16 protein-coding genes and 1 pseudogene are annotated in these 17924 nt (G+C 72.6%); 7 read left to right on the forward strand and 10 right to left on the reverse strand.

Annotated elements, in window-relative coordinates:
- Positions 1-56 precede the first annotated feature (56 nt).
- Positions 57-863: a helix-turn-helix domain-containing protein gene (locus ACZ5OX_RS04065; RefSeq protein ID WP_465628620.1), complete on the reverse strand. Its 807-nt coding sequence runs from the start codon at positions 861-863 to the stop codon at positions 57-59.
- Positions 864-1227: 364 nt separating this feature from the next.
- Here ACZ5OX_RS04065 and ACZ5OX_RS04070 point away from each other — a divergent pair.
- Positions 1228-1488, forward strand: a pseudogene (locus ACZ5OX_RS04070) (arsenate-mycothiol transferase ArsC); the annotation flags it as partial.
- Here the strand turns inward: ACZ5OX_RS04070 and ACZ5OX_RS04075 are convergent.
- Complete coding sequence (locus tag ACZ5OX_RS04075; protein WP_465628621.1) at positions 1485-2675, reverse strand: UDP-N-acetylglucosamine--N-acetylmuramyl-(pentapeptide) pyrophosphoryl-undecaprenol N-acetylglucosamine transferase; 1191 nt, start codon at positions 2673-2675, stop codon at positions 1485-1487. The pseudogene ACZ5OX_RS04070 and the gene ACZ5OX_RS04075 sit on opposite strands and share 4 nt — an antisense overlap.
- A gap of 179 nt (positions 2676-2854) precedes the next feature.
- Between ACZ5OX_RS04075 and ACZ5OX_RS04080 the strand changes: the two genes are divergently transcribed.
- From ACZ5OX_RS04080 to ACZ5OX_RS04090, 3 genes are all read left to right on the forward strand, one after another.
- On the forward strand, positions 2855-3061 hold the full coding sequence (locus tag ACZ5OX_RS04080) for a hypothetical protein (RefSeq protein WP_465628622.1): 207 nt from the start codon (positions 2855-2857) through the stop codon (positions 3059-3061).
- Between the two features lie 104 nt (positions 3062-3165).
- A complete protein-coding gene (locus ACZ5OX_RS04085; protein WP_465628623.1) occupies positions 3166-3579 on the forward strand; it encodes an NUDIX hydrolase in 414 nt (137 codons plus the stop codon).
- Between the two features lie 222 nt (positions 3580-3801).
- Positions 3802-4671: a LysR family transcriptional regulator gene (locus ACZ5OX_RS04090; RefSeq protein ID WP_465628624.1), complete on the forward strand. Its 870-nt coding sequence runs from the start codon at positions 3802-3804 to the stop codon at positions 4669-4671.
- A gap of 65 nt (positions 4672-4736) precedes the next feature.
- Here the strand turns inward: ACZ5OX_RS04090 and ACZ5OX_RS04095 are convergent, their stop codons facing one another.
- Positions 4737-5063, reverse strand: a complete 327-nt coding sequence (locus ACZ5OX_RS04095) for an antibiotic biosynthesis monooxygenase family protein (RefSeq protein WP_465628625.1) — start codon at positions 5061-5063, stop codon at positions 4737-4739.
- A gap of 223 nt (positions 5064-5286) precedes the next feature.
- On the opposite strand from ACZ5OX_RS04095, the gene ACZ5OX_RS04100 reads away from it, so the two are divergent.
- A complete protein-coding gene (locus ACZ5OX_RS04100; RefSeq protein ID WP_465628626.1) occupies positions 5287-5763 on the forward strand; it encodes a MarR family winged helix-turn-helix transcriptional regulator in 477 nt (158 codons plus the stop codon).
- A 21-nt stretch (positions 5764-5784) separates the two neighbouring features.
- On the opposite strand, the gene ACZ5OX_RS04105 is transcribed toward ACZ5OX_RS04100, so the two are convergent.
- Together ACZ5OX_RS04105 and ACZ5OX_RS04110 are read right to left on the reverse strand one after the other, a co-directional pair.
- A complete protein-coding gene (locus ACZ5OX_RS04105) occupies positions 5785-6267 on the reverse strand; it encodes a CYTH domain-containing protein (protein WP_465628627.1) in 483 nt (160 codons plus the stop codon).
- Between the two features lie 84 nt (positions 6268-6351).
- Positions 6352-8424 carry an MFS transporter gene (locus tag ACZ5OX_RS04110; protein ID WP_465628628.1) on the reverse strand — a complete coding sequence of 691 codons (2073 nt, stop codon included), beginning with the start codon at positions 8422-8424 and terminating at the stop codon, positions 6352-6354.
- Between the two features lie 412 nt (positions 8425-8836).
- On the opposite strand from ACZ5OX_RS04110, the gene ACZ5OX_RS04115 reads away from it, so the two are divergent.
- The gene (locus ACZ5OX_RS04115) at positions 8837-10108 is read left to right on the forward strand and encodes a peptidoglycan-binding domain-containing protein (protein ID WP_465628629.1); all 1272 of its coding nucleotides are present in this window, start codon (positions 8837-8839) and stop codon (positions 10106-10108) included.
- 106 nt (positions 10109-10214) lie between these two features.
- Here the strand turns inward: ACZ5OX_RS04115 and ACZ5OX_RS04120 are convergent, their stop codons facing one another.
- The 4 genes from ACZ5OX_RS04120 to ACZ5OX_RS04135 all read right to left on the reverse strand — a co-directional run bounded on the left by ACZ5OX_RS04120 (position 10215) and on the right by ACZ5OX_RS04135 (position 14966).
- On the reverse strand, positions 10215-10805 hold the full coding sequence (locus ACZ5OX_RS04120; RefSeq protein ID WP_392870090.1) for a TMEM165/GDT1 family protein: 591 nt from the start codon (positions 10803-10805) through the stop codon (positions 10215-10217).
- Positions 10806-11033: 228 nt separating this feature from the next.
- Positions 11034-11801: an ABC transporter permease gene (locus tag ACZ5OX_RS04125; RefSeq protein WP_465628891.1), complete on the reverse strand. Its 768-nt coding sequence runs from the start codon at positions 11799-11801 to the stop codon at positions 11034-11036.
- A gap of 49 nt (positions 11802-11850) precedes the next feature.
- Positions 11851-13476, reverse strand: a complete 1626-nt coding sequence (locus ACZ5OX_RS04130; RefSeq protein ID WP_465628630.1) for a dolichyl-phosphate-mannose--protein mannosyltransferase — start codon at positions 13474-13476, stop codon at positions 11851-11853.
- A gap of 188 nt (positions 13477-13664) precedes the next feature.
- A complete protein-coding gene (locus tag ACZ5OX_RS04135; RefSeq protein ID WP_465628631.1) occupies positions 13665-14966 on the reverse strand; it encodes an MFS transporter in 1302 nt (433 codons plus the stop codon).
- 144 nt (positions 14967-15110) lie between these two features.
- Here ACZ5OX_RS04135 and ACZ5OX_RS04140 point away from each other — a divergent pair, with 144 nt between their 5' ends.
- The gene (locus ACZ5OX_RS04140; RefSeq protein ID WP_465628632.1) at positions 15111-15692 is read left to right on the forward strand and encodes a MarR family winged helix-turn-helix transcriptional regulator; all 582 of its coding nucleotides are present in this window, start codon (positions 15111-15113) and stop codon (positions 15690-15692) included.
- 118 nt (positions 15693-15810) lie between these two features.
- Here the strand turns inward: ACZ5OX_RS04140 and ACZ5OX_RS04145 are convergent, their stop codons facing one another.
- Positions 15811-17625: a glycosyl hydrolase family 18 protein gene (locus tag ACZ5OX_RS04145; protein WP_465628633.1), complete on the reverse strand. Its 1815-nt coding sequence runs from the start codon at positions 17623-17625 to the stop codon at positions 15811-15813.
- Between the last annotated feature and the right edge of the window lie 299 nt (positions 17626-17924).

The raw sequence follows: 17924 nt of genomic DNA on the forward strand, positions 1-17924 counted from the left end.
GCGCCCGGCCCGGCCATGCCCCTCCCGCCGACCGGAGAATCCCCTGAGGGTTACTCCTACTCCGCTGCCGCCCGGCAGGCGCCACACACCTGCCCGGGCCCGGCCACGGGCCGCCCGCACAACCCGCTGCGCCCGGGGCACTCGTGCCTCCTCGGGCCGTCGCCCGCCTGTCGGGGCGCGGGAACGGCCGGCACCTTGGCGATCCGCGCCGCCACGATCGCCCCAACGCTGTGCGTGACCCTGTCCGGGAGGGGCGCCGACAGAATCCCGGCGAGCACCTCACGACTCCACCCGCCCGCCAGCAGCCCCTCCACCCGCGCGGCCTGGTCGCACAGCGGCTTCCCCGCCAGGGCCATCCTCGGCTCCCGGCGGCCGAGTTCGAGCAACAGCGCCATGCCCGCCGTCAACTTCTCGGATGGACGGACGGAAGGCTCTTCCACGTCCTTGGTTTCCGGTTCCTTGGACGGGCCTCCCGCCCTCCCGACAGCTGGCACGCCTGGAGCTGGGACACCGGCGGCCGGGGGCGCGGGAAGCGGCGGCACGGTGTGCACCGCTTTGCCCGTCACCGGCACCTCGTGCACCGAGACGACCGTCCGCACCTGCCCGGTCTGCGGGTCCCGCTGCGTGCGTCGGACGTAGTGCCCCGCCGCCTCCAGCTCCCGCAACGCTCGGGCGACGGTCGTCCGCCCCTCCACACTCTTGGCGGCGAGGGTGCGAATGTCCTCGCGGGCGCCGTCCGGCAGGCTGAGCAGGTAGCTCAGCAGCCCGCGCGCGGCCCAACTCAGCGAGTGCTTACGGATGACGTGGCCGTTGTCGAGGATCGTGTATCCGGGCGCATGCTGCGGGATACGATGAATCTGCATCTGGAGCGCTTTCTCCTGGTGCCAAACCCCGGGGTGTTGGCGCACCGCCGGGGATCACTTTTTGCTCACGCACCGAGCGCCCCGTGGAGCACCCGGCACGGCAATGTTCACCGTAATGCGGTAACGCTCCATCAAACTCCCACTCACACCACCCATTCGGGCGGCGCGTGCGCGCACAACCCGGCGCGCCCCGGGCTCGTGAGCCCGGGGCGCGCGTCACACCGCCTCATCGCAGCAGCTGTGTCCTGCGCCATTCGCACACTCCCTCACGCACCGAGCCCGTAGCGTCACTCGACGCTACGGGCTCGGCGTGATGGTTGCGGCCCGGAAGCAAAGGACAGGGTGAGCCGCCGAGGCCGCCGGCTACGACATCCGCGACCACCGCGCGGTCAAGGTCAACCACCGCATGCTCGACTGGGCCGACACCGTGCTGGCCATGGACCACGCCGTCCTCGCCGAACTCAAGGCCATGACGGACGACACCCCGACCGCAGGCAAGCTCGACCTCTACATCAGCGACGAGGACGTGCCCGACCCCTGGGAGGGCGACTACACCGCCTACCAGGCGTGCGTGGACACCATCCAGGCCGGTGCCGTCCGGCACCTGCTGGACTTGCCGAACTAACGGTCCACGACCGACAGCAGCACGTCCACGAGACGGTCGGCGGCATCCGGCCGACCGTGTTCGGCGGCCCGCCGCGCGATGTCCGCGCGGCGGGCCGGGTCCGTCAGCAGCGGACCGATCGCATCCTGGAGGGTGTCCGGCGCCGCACGGCCGAGCAGGGCCACCGCCGCCCCGGCATCCGCCAGGTGACGGGCGTTGTACTCCTGCTCGTTTCCGGCCGACGTCGCCAGCGGGATGAACACCGCGGCCCGCCCCAGCGCCGTCAGCTCGGCCAGCGTCCCCGCACCACTACGGGAGACGACCACATCCGCGAGGGCCAGCACATCCGGAAGCTCCGGGCCGACGAAGCCGGTCACCAGGTACCGGGAGCGCAACTGCTCCGGCAGCACCGCCGCCCGCGCCCGAAGCCGCTCCTCGTGGCTGGGCCCGCACTGGTGGACCACATTGGCGTGGCCGAGCAGCCACGGCAGGATCTCGCTCACCAACTCGTTGATCTGCTGGGAGCCCTGCGCACCGCCGGTGACGTACACGGTCGGCAGCGAACGGTCGAAGCCCCACAGCCCCAGCGCCTGGACCGCCTTGTCACCCTGCCCGGTCAGCACCTCCGGGCGCACCGGGTTGCCGGTCACCACGGCGGTGGCACGGGCCGACTCGGGCAGGAACCGGAGCGTCGACTCGGAGGAGACCGCGACCCGGGTCGCCATCCGCGCCAGAGCCCGGTTGCCCAGACCGAGCCGAACGGTCTGCTCGTGGACCACCAACGGCCGATGGCACATCCGGGCGGCCATCCCGACCGGCACCGCGACGTAGCCACCCGTACCTAGCACCACGTCCGGGCCGAACTCGGCGACCGCGGAGCGGGCCTGTGCTACTCCCAGGGGAACGCGGCCCATGTCCTTGACGTTCGCGGGCGACACCAGCTTCAACGGGTTGGCACTGCGCCGGATCTTCCCCGTGGCGACGGTCCTGAACGGGATGTTCTCGGCGACGGCGACCTTGGCCTCAAGGCCGGCGGCGGTGCCGATCCACAGCACCTCCAGCACACCATTGGCCTCGGCGAGCCGCGAGCGCAGGGCGCGAATCGCAGTGAGCGCCGGGTAGGTGTGGCCGCCCGTTCCGCCGCCGGTGACGATCAGCCGCAGAGGCCGACCAAGACGAGAGACGAGATCGCTGATGTCCCGGTTCACGCCTGGAACATACCAGTGCCGCCGGGCCCTTCCGCCCGTCTCGCCTGACGTCCAGCCAGGGACAGGTGCACCCGCAGCCGGCTCCGGTGGGGCGGGTTCGGCTCGGGCCCGGGGGACACGCCCAACGGCGAGCCGTCCCGGGTGAGATCGGCGAGTACGCCTTCCACAGCCACTCCCAGGTGGAAGCGCTCCTCATCCCGCGTCTCGCCCGCCGCGTCCGTGCCGCCCTCATGGCCCGCGCCAACCGACGGCTGCTCAGTGACGCCCTGACCGGCGCCGGGCTCGTCAACTACCCCACCGACTGGTGGCACCGGTCGTACGGGGGCTGCTACTGGGCGCTGGCCACCGACGCGCCGTCCGCGCTCTACGGATCAGCCCACCTGTAGCCCGCAGCGGCCCACGACACGCGGCCGGCGGAGGCCTGCCGACCGGGGCCGTGGGCGCGGGCCAAGATGGCGTCGACACCGGCGCAGGCCCGAGGAGCAGAGCGATGACCGAGCAGAACCCCGAGCAACTCCCCGCCGTCGCCGTCGCGATCGTGGTCAGGGACGGCCGGGTGCTGATGGTGCGGCGGCGGGTCGCCGAGGGTGAGCTGTCCTGGCAGTTCCCGGCCGGGGAGGTCAAGCCAGACGAGTCCCCCGAGGAGGCGGCCGTTCGCGAGACCGCCGAGGAGACCGGCCTCCACGTCGCCGCGGCCAGGCTGCTCGGCGAGCGGGTGCATCCGCAGAGCGGGCGGCGGATGGCGTACACGGCCTGCGAGGTGGTCGGCGGCACCGCCATGGTGATGGACTCCGACGAGCTGGACCGGGTGGTGTGGGCGTCCCACGCCGAGCTGGCCGAGTACGTGCCGTTCCCGATGTTCCCGCCGGTGCAGGAGTACCTGGACGGCACGCTCGCCGGGTAGGCCGCGGGGCGGCAGACGGACCCGCGCGGGAAGTCGGCCCGTCCGACTTCCCACGAAGTGGCAGCTCCCCAGGGGCTGATCACCGGCATCCACTCGGTGCGCAACCCGGAGAAGCCGACCCACATGGACCGGGAGACACCGGTGCCCCTTGAGGCCCCTCCACACCGCCGTCCCCCGTACGCTGTCCCGCAGCACCGGGAGCGAGGGCGTTCGGGGGAGCCAGTGGAACTACGTCAGTTGCGCGTCTTCGAGGCCGTCGTCACCCACCGCACCGTCAGCGGCGCGGCCGTGGCCCTCGGACTCGCCCCGTCCTCCGTAGCCGAGCAGGTCCACACCCTCGAACGCAGCCTCGGCACCGAACTGTTCGACCGGGCCAGGTGCGACCTGGCCCTCACCTCCGCCGGGGAGCGGCTGCTGCCCTGGTCCCGCCGACTCCTCGCCCAGGCCGAACAGGCCCGCCGCGAGGTCGCCGTCACCCGGACCCGCCTGCGCCTCGGCGTCCTCTCGGCCGTCACCGCCGCCCAGCTCCCGGCCGTCCTGGCCCGCCTCACCGGCCACCGGCCCGACCTGGACGTGTCCCTGCGCACCGACACCACCCGGGACGTCCTGCTCGACGGCGTCGCGGCCGGAGCCCTGGACGCGGCCCTCGTCCTCGACGCCCCCGGCCCGCTCGGCGCCCTCGGCTTCCACCTGCCGCCCGCCCCGCTCGACCACGTCGACCTCCAGGACGTCCCCCTCGCCCTGGTCGCCGCCCCCACCCATCCGCTCGCCCGCGCCACCGCCCTCACCGGCGAGGACCTCCACGGCCACCGCCTCCTGGTCGGCTCCCCCGGCTGCTCCTACCGCCTCGCCGGTGAGCGCCTCCTCGGCCGGCGCGTCCGCCGCCTCCACACCGGTGCCGTCCCCGCCACCCGCGCCTGCGCCGCCCAGGGTCTCGGCATCGCCCTGCTCCCCGTCCACGCCGTCCACGACCATCTCGCCACCGGCGCCCTCGTCCGCCTCCCCCTCGACCCCCCGCCCCTCCACCTGCGCCTCCTCTGGCCCGCCGACCACACCCCCCTCCCCGGCCTCCGCGCCACCGCCGGCCGCTAGCCGGGGCCGCGAAGCACTCCGGGCCCCTCCCCGTCGAGGGGAGGGGCCCGGCGGAACGGGGTGGCTCAGGCGTTCTTGGGGCCCGCGGACTGGACGACCTCGAAGGACCAGAGGGTGGAGCCGGAGGCGGCCGGGCGCTTGGGGGCCTCGCCCTCGCCGCCGTGCTGGTGGGCCGCCTTCATCGGGCCCTCCATCCAGGCCTTGAAGTCCTCCTCGCTGCGCCAGCGGGTGTAGACGAGGTACTGGTCGGTGCCCTCGACGGGGCGGAGGAGTTCGAACCACTCGAAGCCGTCCGAGTTCTCCACCGCGCCGGCCCGGGAGGCGAAGCGCTGCTCCAGCACCTCGCGCTGCTCGGCCGGCACCGTCAGGACGTTGATCTTGACGACGGACATGGGGGCTCCTTACTGCTCCGCCGGCGCGCTGGTGCGGCCGCCGGTGCGGTGACGGGGACTGCCTACGGGAGCAGTCTGCTACACCTCACGGCCGGGCGGGTCGTGGGCCGCCAAGGCGTGGGCGGGTCGTGGGCCGCCAAAGGCGTGGGCGGGGCGGGCGCGGCGAAGGAACCCCCTAGGCTGGACAATGCCGTTGTCCATATGGTCAATGAGGTTGTCTATCGTGCCAAGTGAATCACCCCCGCCGGGTTTTGAGCTGCCGCTACGCCTGCTGCTCGCCTTCCGGGCGATCATCGACGAACTGCACGAGCGCATCACCCGCGAGGGCCATCCCGACCTGCGCCCGATGCACGGCTTCGTCTTCCAGGCGATCGGCCCGCAGGGCACCACCGCCTCCGAACTCGGCCGCCGCCTCGGCGTCACCAAACAGGCGGCGGGCAAGACCGTCGACAATCTGGAGCAGCTCGGCTACGTCGAGCGCGCCGCCGACCCGGCCGACACCCGGCGCAAGGTGGTCCGGCTCACCGAGCGCGGGACGGACTGCCTGCTCCGCTCGGCCCGGATCTTCGACGAGCTGCGCGCGGAGTGGTCGGAAGTCCTCGGCGAGGAGCAGCTGAGACTGCTGGAGGACGGCCTGCGCCGACTCGCCCCCGGCGACCCGTTCCGCCTCGACACCCCGCCCTGGTTCGGCACACCGTAGGGCCGAACACCCCCGGCGGATTCAGGACTCGGGCATTCCCCGGGTCGCGAGGGTCTGGTTCTTGTACGCCTTCACGCCGGTGATCTCGGCGCCGAACCACTCCGGCACCGAGAACGCCGCCGCCTGCGCCTCGGAGCCGAACTCGACCTCGACGGTGCGCAGTCCGGCCAACTCCCCCTGGTAGACGTCCGCGTAGACGGTGACGCCGGAGTCCTCGAAGGTGTACCGGTCCTTGATCAGCCGGGCGCCCTCGGTGGCCGGCCAGAGCTCGGTGAACTCCTGCTCCTCCAGCTCGCGTTCCACCTCGATCCGGACGGGGGAACCCTCCGCGGAGGAGGCGCTCCGCTTGACGCCGAGGACGCGGCTGCCGCCGATCCGCCGCAGCCGCACCTCCGTCCCGTCGTCCTTGATCGCGATGTACCCCTGCTCGATGTGCTGCCGCACCGCCGTCTGCGGCGGCTCGAAGGCGCTCAGCAGGAACTTGCGCTCGATCTCCAGCGGCATGCCGCACCACCCTTCCCCATCACGCCGAACGGGCCGTCAAGCCGTCGAGCCATCGGGCTGTCGGACCGTCGGACCGTCGGATCATCAGAACGACCGCCCCTCCCCACGGTACGGCCCCTGCGGCCCCGACGGGTCCGGCCGGTCCCGCGGGTCCGCGCACAGCGAGGAGCTGAGCCGGTTCAGCAGCCCCGCGATCTCGGCGTGCCGCTGCTCGTCCCAGTCCCCCAGCAGTTCGGCGAGCTGGGTGCGCCGGGCGGCCACCAGCCGCAGGGCCGTCTCCTCCCCCTGCTCGGTGAGCCGCAGCGGCAGCCCGCCGGACCGCGCCGCCAGCCCCCGGCCCTCCACCTCCCGGACGGCCTCCTCGACGGTGGCCATCGGGACGACCCGTGCCTCGGCCAGTTCGGCCGGCTCGACCGAGCCGTGCTGGTGGATCTGGAGGAGCAGCCAGCTGGAGGCGGGCAGCAGGTCCAGCCCAGCGGTCTCGGTGATCCGCCGGAAGAGGTCGCGCCGGGCCTCCCGGCTGTTCAGCACCGACAGGGCGCGGGCGATCTCGTCCAGCGAGCTGCGTTCCACGGGGTTGATCCCGATGGACTCGCCGAGGTCGGGGGCGGTGACGGTGGAGCGCAGCTTCTGTTCGCGCAGGAACAGCGACAGCACGAAGGCGACCACCGCGACCGGCACCGCGTACAGGAACACCCGGGTGATCGACTCGGCGTACGCGTGGTAGACCCCCGGCTGGACGGCGGCCGGCAGCCGGGGGATGACCCGCGGGTCGGCGGTGATGACCTCCGGCTGGAACCCGGGCGGCAGCGGCACCCCGGCCAGGGCGTCGGCGAGCCGGCTGCGCAGTCCGCTCGCGAAGACCGTCCCGAAGATGGAGACGCCGAAGGAGGCCCCGATGGAGCGGAAGAAGGTGGCGCCCGCGGTGGCCACGCCCAGGTCCTCGTAGCCGACCGAGTTCTGCACGATCAGCACCAGCACCTGCATCACCAGGCCCAGTCCGAGCCCGAAGACCAGGAAGTAGAGGCTCATCTCGGCGGTGCTGCTGTGCTCGTCCAGCCGGGAGAGCAGCAGCAGTCCGACGGTGGTCACGGCCGTCCCGACGATCGGGAAGATCCGGTAGTGGCCGGTGCGGGCGACGATCTGGCCGGAGCCGATCGAGGTGAGCAGCATGCCGAGCACCATCGGCAGCATGTGGATGCCGGACAGGGTGGGCGAGACCTGCTGGACCACCTGGAGGAAGGTCGGCAGGTACGTCAGCGCGCCGAACATCGCGAAGCCGACCACGAAGGAGATCACCGCGACCAGGCTGAACGTCCGCGAGCGGAACAGCCGCAGCGGCAGCACCGGCTCCACCGCCGTCCGCTCGACCAGGACGAAGGCGAGCAGCAGCACCAGCCCGAGCACGCCGAGGCCGACGATCTGCCAGGACGTCCAGGCCCAGGTGGTCCCGCCGAGCGAGGTCATCAGCACCAGGCAGGTGGCGACGGCGGCGATCAGGACGGTGCCGAGGTAGTCGATCCGGTGCTCGCGCCGGACCTCCAGCCCGTGCAGCACCGCCGCGATCACCACCAGGGCGACGATGCCGATCGGCAGGTTGATGTAGAAGACCCAGCGCCAGCTGAGGTGGTCGACGAACAGTCCGCCGAGCAGCGGCCCGAGCACGCTGGTGACGCCGAACACGGCGCCGAACAGGCCCTGGTAGCGGCCGCGGTCCCGCGGGGCGACGAGGTCGCCGACGATCGCCTGGGAGAGCACGATCAGCCCGCCGCCGCCCAGGCCCTGGAGGGCGCGGAAGGCGATCAGCTCGCCCATGTTCTGGGCGATCCCGCACAGCACCGAGCCGAGCAGGAAGATCACGATGGAGGCCTGGAAGAAGCGCTTCCGGCCGTACATGTCGCCGAGCTTGCCCCACAGCGGGGTCGCGGCGGTGGAGGCCAGCAGGTAGGCGGTGACCACCCACGAGAGGTGCTCGAGGCCGCCGAGGTCGCTGACGATGGTCGGCAGCGCGGTGGAGACGATGGTCTGGTCGAGGGCGGCGAGCAGCATCGCCAGCAGCAGGGCGCCGATCGGCACCCAGACGTTGTGCACGGTGACCGCCGGCGGGACCGGCTCGCCCGCCGGGCTCCGGTCGGACGCGGTGCTCGGCTCCGTCACGGCTTCTCCGCGGGCGTCACGGCGTCTCCGTGGGCATGGCGTCTCCATGGGGTCGCGGGCCCGTCGGCCGGGCCGTGCGGATGATCACTCCCAGCTGACCACGCTGGTCGTTTCGTCCCGATTCGTTCCGTCGGTTTGAGCCGAGCGTAAGCGCCGGGGACAACCGCCGCGCTCCGGGCGTTCCCCGAAGGGCCGACCGGCACCAACCGGCACGACACCCCGCCGAGGGACGGACGCCCCTGTCCACCCCTCGGACGGTCCTGCATAATCAGGCGCGTCCGCGCGCCGCCCGGGTCCGCCCTGAGCGCGCTCGGGAGGACCGGACGACAGCCGGCCGACCGACGGACGGACGACCCGAACGACCCGAACGACCGCCCACGAAATTCGACGCGAAACCGAGGAGGACCGGCCGATGCCGGACCAGCACTGCCCGACGTGCGGCGCCGCACGCTCCACCGGGTGCGGCTGCGTCCCGGACCCGAGCCTCACCGAGACCGCCGTCCTGCCCCACCTGGAGGGCCCGCCGCTGGTCCGCCCGTACGTCCCGCGGACGGCCGACCAGGTGGCCGACGAGGCACATCCGAACACCCCGGTGGTCGACCCGTTCGCGACCACGGTGCTGCCGCCGGTGCCTCCGGGGCAGCCTGCCGCGCCCGGGTCGCCGGTCGTTCCCCCGCTGGGACCGGACGCGGACGCGTACGCCACCACGGTGCTGCCGCCGGTCGGCTCGGAGCAGGCACCGTTCGGCCCGGGGCAGGCGCCGTTCGGCCCGGAGCAGGCGCCGTTCGGTGCGGGGCAGGCGCCGTTCGGCCCGGACGGGGCCTACCCGGGCACCGGCGCCCACCCGGTCGGCGACGGCCACCCGGACGCGTACGCCACCACCGTGCTGCCCCCGGTCCCGCCGGCCGGGCCGGGCGGGTACCCGGCGGCGGCCGCGCAGCCGCGGACACCGGCTTCGGCGCCGGACGGGAACGAGATCGGCCTCTTCCCCTTCGGGCAGGCCCAGGACGTCCGGCCGGGCCCGTCCGGCCCGGAGGCGGGCGGCCGGGCCGCCCGACGGGCGGCCGAGCAGGCCGGGCGCCGCCCGCTCGCCCAGCGCAAGGGGCTGCTCGCCGGGGTCGGCGCCGCCCTGGTGGCGCTCACCATCGGCGTCGCGTACGCGGTGACGCCCTCCGCCGAGCCGTCGGCCAAGCAGGCGCAGCCGCTGCCGACGACCACCCTGGCGCCCGCCCCGGTGGACCCGCCGACCCTGGCCGCACCCGCCCCGAGCGCGCCGCCGCCGACCAGCGAGGCGCCGAGCCCGACGCCCACCCCCACCCGCAAGCCGAGCCCGACGAAGACGGCCACCCCGCCGCCGACCGTCGCGCCGACGACGCCGCCTCCCCCGGTCCAGGCACCCGTGCCGGCCCCCACCCCGACGCCCGCACCCACGCCGACGCCCACCTCGACGCCCAGCCCCCGGCTGCTCCAGGTCGGGATGACCGGGCCGGACGTCAGGGACATGCAGCAGCGCCTGTACGTGGCCGAATGCGGATTCGTCGACAAGTCGATCGTCAGCGGCACCTTCGACGACTGGACCAGGACGGTGCTCAGCGGCTACCAGCGCGAGAACCGGATCAAGGGCGAGAACGGCGTCTACGGCCCCAAGACCCAGGCCACCCTCACCGCCGACCCGGGCTGCTGACCCGCGACACGCGAAAGGCGGCGGCTGACCCGCGACACGCGAAAGGCGGCGACCGCCCACCGGCAGCCGTCGCCTCGCACGTCGACCCGCGCCTCGCCGGCCGTCGTCAGCCGGTGATCGCCCCGAAGAGGCTGTAGCCCGCCAGCGCCACCATGATCGCTGCCGCCACCCGGATGATCAGCTTCATCGGCACGTACTTGAGCAGCTTCTGCCCGCCCACGATGGCGATCCCGCCGACCGCGCACAGCGCCAGCCAGGAGCCGATGCCGACGGCCAGCGGATCGGCGTACTTGGCGGCCAGGTTGGCGGTCATGATCTGGGTCAGGTCGCCGAACTCGGCGATCGCGACGACCACGAAACTGGCCCCGGCCACCTTCCAGAAGCTGTTCGAGGACGGCTCCTTGGCCGCGTGCCCGTCCTCGTCGTCGCCCCCGCCGTGGAACAGCAGCATCGCCGCACCGACCAGGAACAGCACGCCGGTGACGCCCTCCACCCAGCGGTGCGGCAGCAGCGAGAGCAGGTGCCCGGCCACGAGCGCGATGCCCACCTGGAGGGCGAAGGCGGCGGCGATGCCCGCGAAGACGTAGCTCGCGCGGTACTTCGTGCCGAGCACCAGGCTGGCCAGCGCGGTCTTGTCCGGCAGTTCGGCCAGGAAGATGATGCCGAAGGTCAACGCGGCAACGGTGATACTCATCAGGAGTTCCTCGGTCGGGCTGCCAGGCCTCCGCAGGCCCGTCAGGGGACGCTTCGGCCCGACAGCACTGGTCATGGTCACAGCACTGCGGCCGAAGGTCTCGCCGGCAACGCCCCTTCGGGCGGTGCCCCGGGCGCCGGGCCCCTGGGGGCCAGTATGTCGACGGTCCGGTGGAGGGCTACTCCCCTTCAACGGCCCCAAGCGTACCCGACCGCGCCGACCGGCCCGCCGCTACCGGAAGCCCTCCTCCGGCTCGGCGGCGACCAGCCCGCGCCCGACCAGTTCCAGTACCGCCACGATCGCCACCGACTCCACCGCCAGCAACCCGATCAGCACGAACAGCTGCACCGCCCCCGCCTGGACCGGCGAGGCCCCGCCCAGCAGCATCCCGACGAAGGCCCCGGGCAGGGTGACCAGGCCGACCGTCCGGGTCTGGTCCAGCGCTGGGACGAGCGAGGTCGCGGCCGCCGTCCGGCAGATCTCCAGCCGGGCGTCGCGCTCCTCGAAGCCGAGCGCGAGCGCGGCCTCCACCTCGCCGCGCCGCAGCCGCAGCTCGTCCAGGGCCCGCCGCCCGGCCAGCGAGGTCGCGCTGAGCGCGCCGCCGATCAGGATGCCGGCGACCGGGATGACGGACAGGCCCTCGGGCGGCAGCAGTCCGACGCCCAGCAGCAGGGCGAGCACCGGCAGCACCCCCGCCCCGATCGGGGCGGCCGCCCAGACCCAGCCCGGGCCGCGGGTCATCCGCCGCCCGGCGGTGCGCACCGCGACCGAGAACATCAGCAGCACGAACAGCGCCGACCACCAGAGCGAACCGACCACCCAGGTGATCACCGCGGCGACGGCGGCCAGCTGCACCACCGCGCGCAGTCCGGCCCGCAGCACCGCGTGGCCGTGCCCGAGCAGGCCCCACCCGGCCACCGCGACGGCGGCCAGCAGCAGCACGGCCGTGACCACCCCGAGCACCGGGGTGACGGGCAGCAGCTGGCCACCGGACGCCATCGGACCGGCCGAGGGCACCAGGGCCGAGGGCGGCGTCACGTCCGGCCCGTCAGATCCAGCTGGTGAACCACATCCGGTCCTGCCAGGACGACATGGGGATCACCTCCGCCGTGTACAGCGGGTAGAAGAAGGCGAAGCAGCCGACGATCGCGAGCACGATCACCCCGGCCCCGATCGCACCGATCCGACGGCGCTCGGGGCTGCACCCGGCCGGGCCGAGCATCGCCCCGAGCATCTGGGCGACGGCCAGGCACAGGAACGGCACCAGCACGACCATGTAGAAGGAGAAGATCGTCCGTTCCTGGTACTTGAACCAGGGCAGGTAGATCGCGGCCACCGCGCAGAGCACCGCGCCCGAGCGCCAGTCCCGCCGGAAGAACCAGCGCCACAGCAGGTAGACCAGCGCGAAGCAGGCCGTCCACCACAGGAACGGCGTGCCGAGGCCGAGGATCTGCGCCGCGCAGCCGCCCGGGGAGGTGCAGCCGTGCTGCCCATACGGGATCTGCTCCCAGTACATCGACACCGGGCGGCCGTCGACCAGCCAGGCGAAGGGGTTGGACTGGTAGGTGTGCGGCTGGTTCAGGCCGGTGTTGAAGTCGAACATCTGCGAGTGGAAGTGCCACAGGCTGCGCAGCGGGGCGGGCACCCAGCTCATCGGGACCTGCGGCAGCGGGATGCCGAGGACGCTGTCCGGGGAGAGCCCGGCGCGGCCGTCGGCCCAGTGCCGGTCGTAGCCGCCCTGGCCGTTGCCGCCACTGGCCAGCCAGCCGCTCCAGGCGCCGACGTACACCACGACGGCTGAGCCGACCATGGCGAGGAAGGCGGGCAGGGCGTCCCGGCGCAGCATGGAGCGCCAGGGGCGGTGGGCGCCGGCGCCGCGGCGGCCGGCCTGGTCCCACAGGACGGTCAGGATGCCGAAGGCGGCGAGGATCGGGGCGCCGTTCCACTTGACCGCGCAGGCGGCGCCGACGAGCACCCCGGCGGCGATCCGCCAGGGGCGCCACCCGAGCCGCACCGCGTCGGCGTCGCCGCCGCCCTCGGCGACCGCGGCGAGCCGGGCGCGGGCGTGGTCGCGGTCGATCAGCAGGCTGCCGAAGGAGGCCAGCACGAAGAACATCTGGATGCCGTCGAGCAGGCCGACCCGGCTCATCACCAGCTGGAGGCCGTCCACCGCCATCAGCAGCGCGGCGGTGCAACCGATCAGGGTGGAGCCGAAGAGACGGCGGCCGATCCGGGCCAGCATCAGCACGGTGACGGTGCCGAGCAGGGCGGTCATGAACCGCCAGCCGAAGGGGTTCAGCCCGAACAGCTGCTCGCCGATCGACATCACCCACTTGCCGAGCGGCGGGTGCGCGATGAACTCGGGCGCGGAGCTCAGCGGGATCGACTGCGGGACGGACAGGATGTCGGCGTTGGCGTGGTCGGGCCAGGTGCCCTCGTAGCCCTGCTGGAGCAGGGACCACGCGTCCTTGGGGTAGTACGTCTCGTCGAAGACGAAGGCGTTGGGGTGGCCGAGGTTCCAGAACCGCAGCAGGCCGGCGAAGAGCGCGACGGCGATCGGTCCGAGCCAGCCGGAGCGGTCGGCCGCCCAGCGGACCAGACCGCCGCGCGAGGCCTTTGCCGGGGCCGCGGGGGCCGGGGCCGCCGGTGGGTGCGTGAGCGCCGCTTGCGTCATAGCCTCGCCGATTCGCCTGTCTGTTCTGCCCGGGTCCTGGCTCCGCCCGGGGTCGTGCCGCTCCGGCCTGGGCCGGGCGGCCAACAGCCACTGACACTATGTGGCGGTGCGCGCGAAGCCAAGCGCGACGGGCGCCGACCAGGTGACCTGGCCGGCGCCCGTCGCGAACGCCCTCGCGGGCCGTTCCGCTACGCGGCGGTCTGCAGTTCCCGGACCTGGACGGTGTGGACCACGGCCGGGGCCGCGTTGTCCTGCTCCGGCGTGAGGTACGGGCGCAGCCGCAGCGCCAGGGTGACGATCAGCAGCGTGCAGCCCGCCATGGCCGCCAGGTAGAGCGGCCAGGCGCCGGAGCCGACCAGCAGCACGCCGACGGCCGGACCGACCGCGACCGCGATCTGCTTCACCAGGGCGTACCCGGCGTTGTAGGTGCCGAGCAGCCGGGCCGGGGCGAGGTCCGCGACGATCGGGCCCATGGTGGGCGCCAGCAGCGACTCGCCGACGCCGAACAGGGCGTAGACGGAGACGATGGCGATCGTGGCGGCCATGGTCTCGGTCCGGATCAGGCCGGCCAGCAGGGCCATCGCCCAGGCGCCGAGCCAGACCAGGCCGGCCGCGGCCATCGCGGTGGTGCGGCGGCGGCGCGCCGTGATCCGCACCACGAACATCTGCAGCACCACGATGGTCAGCGCGTTGGCGCCGATCGCGAAGCCCAGGGTGGACGGCGCGGTGTGGACGGTGGAGGTGGCGAAGGCCGCGACACCGGACTCGAACTGGCCGTAGCAGGTGAAGAAGATCAGCCCGGCGAGCAGGCAGAGCCGCAGCATCGCCTTGTCCGCGACCAGCGCGCGCAGGCCCGTCGGGCCGTCCGCCTTCTCGTGGACCGCCGTCAGCTGGGCCCTCGGTATCCGGGCGGTGCCGGTGACCAGGGCGAGGCCGAGGAAGGTGGCCGCCTCGATGGTGAACAGCCGGGTGAGGCTGGAAGGGTCGGCCACGTTCACGATCTGGCCGCCGACCAGCGCACCGATGCCCATGCCCAGGTTGACCAGGGTGAACTGGAGCGCGAAGGCGTGCGAGCGGGTGGCCGCCGTGGAGCAGCGGACGATCATCGTGGCGAGCGCCGGCTGGCAGGCCGTGACGCCCGCGCCGAACAGGAAGGAGGAGACCAGCAGACCCGGGGTGCCGGTGGCGTGCCCGAAGGCGAACGCGCCGGTGGCGGCGAGCGCCGTACCGGCCAGCAGCACCGGGCGGGGGCCGTACCTGTCGATGCCGCGGCCGATGAACGGGAGGACGGCGAGGGCGGCCAGCGCGAAGAGCGTAAACACCATCCAGGCGACCATCGATCCCAGCCCGCGCACCTGCTCCACGTACACGTACATGTACGGAAGCGTGAATCCGCTGCCGAACGCGCTGAGCGCGTTGCCGATCTGGACGCGGCGCAGCGGGCCGCCCGCTCCACGCCGCCGCCTCTGCTGCTTCACCGTGCCGGTCACCGTGCACATCCCTTCCTGGTTTCGACTGGATACTCTTAAGTCCAGAAGATTTCAGAGCTAAAGTTTGACGAGATAAAGTCTTAGCACCGGAAGAGTGCGGAGTCAAAGGCTTAAGGGGTGCACGCACGTGGGAGACTGGTCGGCATGACTACGGACAAGCCGCGGCCGGATGCCGACAAGCCCGCCCCGGCCACCCGCCTGGAGCTCGGCATCGCCGAGCAAGTGGCGCTCTACCAGCGGGAGTTCCCCACTGTCGACCCGCAGGTGGAGACCATCGTGCAGACCCTCCTACGGGTCTCCCGGCGGATGGGCGTGGCGTACGACCGGCAGCTGACCGTGCTCGGGATCACCTCCGCCGAGTGGGAGGTGCTCAAGGCCCTGGTGGTCTCCGGCCGCCCGTACCGGCTGGGGCCGGGCGAGCTGGCCAAGCGGCTCGGGCTCACCCCGGCCGCGATGACGCACCGGATCGACCGGATGGTGGCCGACGGCCTGGTCACCCGGGAGCGGGACGAGACCAACCGGGTTCGGGTGATCATCGAGCTGACCGAGACCGGCCGCGACAAGTGGCTGGAGTCGATGCGGATGGCGGCGGTGTTCGAGGAGGAGTTCCTCCAGGACGTCGCGGGCGAGGAGCGCGCCGAGCTCTCCGCGACACTGGGCCGGATGCTGCGGCGGATCGAGGAGAGCCAGCCGGACGCGCTCGGGCGCACCGACGACCTGGTGTAGCCGCTCCGGGAACGCGAACGGGTCCGGCCCGCCGGGAGGATGATCCTCCCGGCGGGCCGGACTTCGTCACTTCAGGTGCTGCGAGGGTCCGTCAAGGCCCTCGGCGGCCGGTCGGCCGTCAGCAGGGGCCGTTGTCGGTCCAGACGCCCCACTGGCCGCTCAGGCTCGGGTCGTCGCCCATGGTCCACCACTTGTTGGTGTAGTAGTGGCCCTTCCACGAGACCTTGGTGCCACCGGCCGCGTAGGTGGTGTTCGCATCCCAGCTCGGGGCCGCCGAGCAGGCCGGCGCCGGCGTGGTCTGGGTGCTGGTCGGGGTCGGGCTCGGGGTCGGGGTGCCCGAGCCGGTCGGGGTCGGGGTCGGGGTCGCCGAACCGGTCGGGGTCGGGGTCGGGGACGGCGGGGCCGGGCAGCCGGTGGCGGAGCCGTTGGTGGCGCTCACCATCTTGTCGAACAGGGCGGTCTTGGTACCCAGGTCGTACAGCGAGAAGGCGAAGGAGCCGCCGAGGCCGTTGCAGTGCGCGTAGTCGAGCTTGGCCTGGATCGACTTGGCGTCCTCACCGCTCCAGAAGGTGTTGCCGTCGTAGAAGTACGTGGCCTGCGCGGCGTCGTCCCAGAAGGTCTTGGACGGGTTGTCGACGAAGCCCGCGAGCTCCTTGTACATCTGGATGCCGGGGACGTTGCCGGACATCGCCGCACCGGCCGCCGGCTGGGTGGCGGGCTGGAACAGGCCGTGCTGGCCGTTGTCCTTCACGCCGGTCCAGCCGCGGTAGTAGAACGGCACACCCATGTTGATCTTGTTGGCGGGGAAGCCGCCGGGGATGCCGTAGTCCTTGTCGCCGACCGTCCACGCCTTGATGGCGTTGTCGATCGAGTACTTGCCGTTGCCCGGCTTGACCGGGGTCGACGGGTCGTTCGGGCCCGCGTAGAGCGCGGCCTGGTGGTTGGTCGGGCCCTGCGCGTCCCAGCCGCCGTGCATGTCGTAGGTCATGACGTCGAGGAAGGTCAGGTACTGACCGATCTTGTCGGTCTCGACGTTCATGATCTTGTCCTGGCCGGCACCGACCGCCGCCGACAGGGCGTAGGTCTTCTTGTCGGCCGCGCCCTGCGCGTCCAGCTGGGTGCGGAACTCCTTCAGCAGCGCCGTGAAGTTCTGCTTGTCGGCCGGGCTGGAGATGTTGCCGGTGTGGCCGCCGCCGCCCGGGTACTCCCAGTCGATGTCGATGCCGTCGAAGACGCCGGCCGCCGAGCCCGGACCGCCGAAGCCCGCGTCGACGGGCAGGTTGCCCTTGATGAACATGTCGATGCAGGACGACACCAGGTGCTTGCGCGAGGCGTCCGTGGCCGAGGCCGGCGAGAAGTACTTGGAGTAGGTCCAACCACCCAGCGAGAGCAGGACCTTGAGGTTCGGGTTCTTCGCCTTCAGCTTCTTCAGCTGGTTGAAGTTGCCCGCGATCGGCTGGTTCCAGACGTCGCCGACGCCGTCGACCGAGATGTCCGCGCCGAAGCTCTTCTGGTAGTCGGCGAACGCGTCGGCGGCGCCGTCACCCGCGTTGGGGTTGTTGTCGTTCGTGTCCGCGGCCTTGGTGGCCTCGAAACACCCGAGGTCGGTCGGGTGGATGTTGGCGAAGTCGTAGATCAGGTAGTCCAGCTTCCCGGCGACGCCGGTGTCCTGGATCGTCTTGGGGTAGTACGCGTTCGCGTAGACCGACCACTGGTCGTAGTACGCGACCTTGATGCCGCCGCTGGTGGCGGGCGCACCGGTGGAGTTGGTGGTCGCGGCGTTGGCCGCGCCGCCGCCGGACAGCGCGAGGCCGGCGCCGAGCAGCAGGGAGGCGGTGGTGCCGGCCGCGATGGCGGCCATGCTCTTGGGGCGACGTCGGCGGCCGCCCTGCGGAGCCGGGGTCCCGGCCCTTTCAATGCGTGAGCGCAGCATGGGTGCGTGACTCCTGGTTGTGGGGGTTCCCGCCGTCCCGGGGGCGCGCGTCCGGGGTGGGGCCGGACGACCGGGACATGACAGGCATGGGTGGGGAATCGAGCGGATCGGGCCATGACGGACTACCGGGATGTGCCGAACCGGCGCCGGCGACACGCGGTCGCCGACGCCGGTTCAGGGGCTCCCTGCACCTGGGCAATAAAAATGGACTAGACCAACTCACCCGTCAAGGGGGCCCGTCGGGCCTTGAGACCCGCTTAAGGTTCCACCCCCGCACCGACCTGGGCGGCCGCACCCGG

The organism is Kitasatospora sp. NPDC032121, assembly GCF_055580145.1.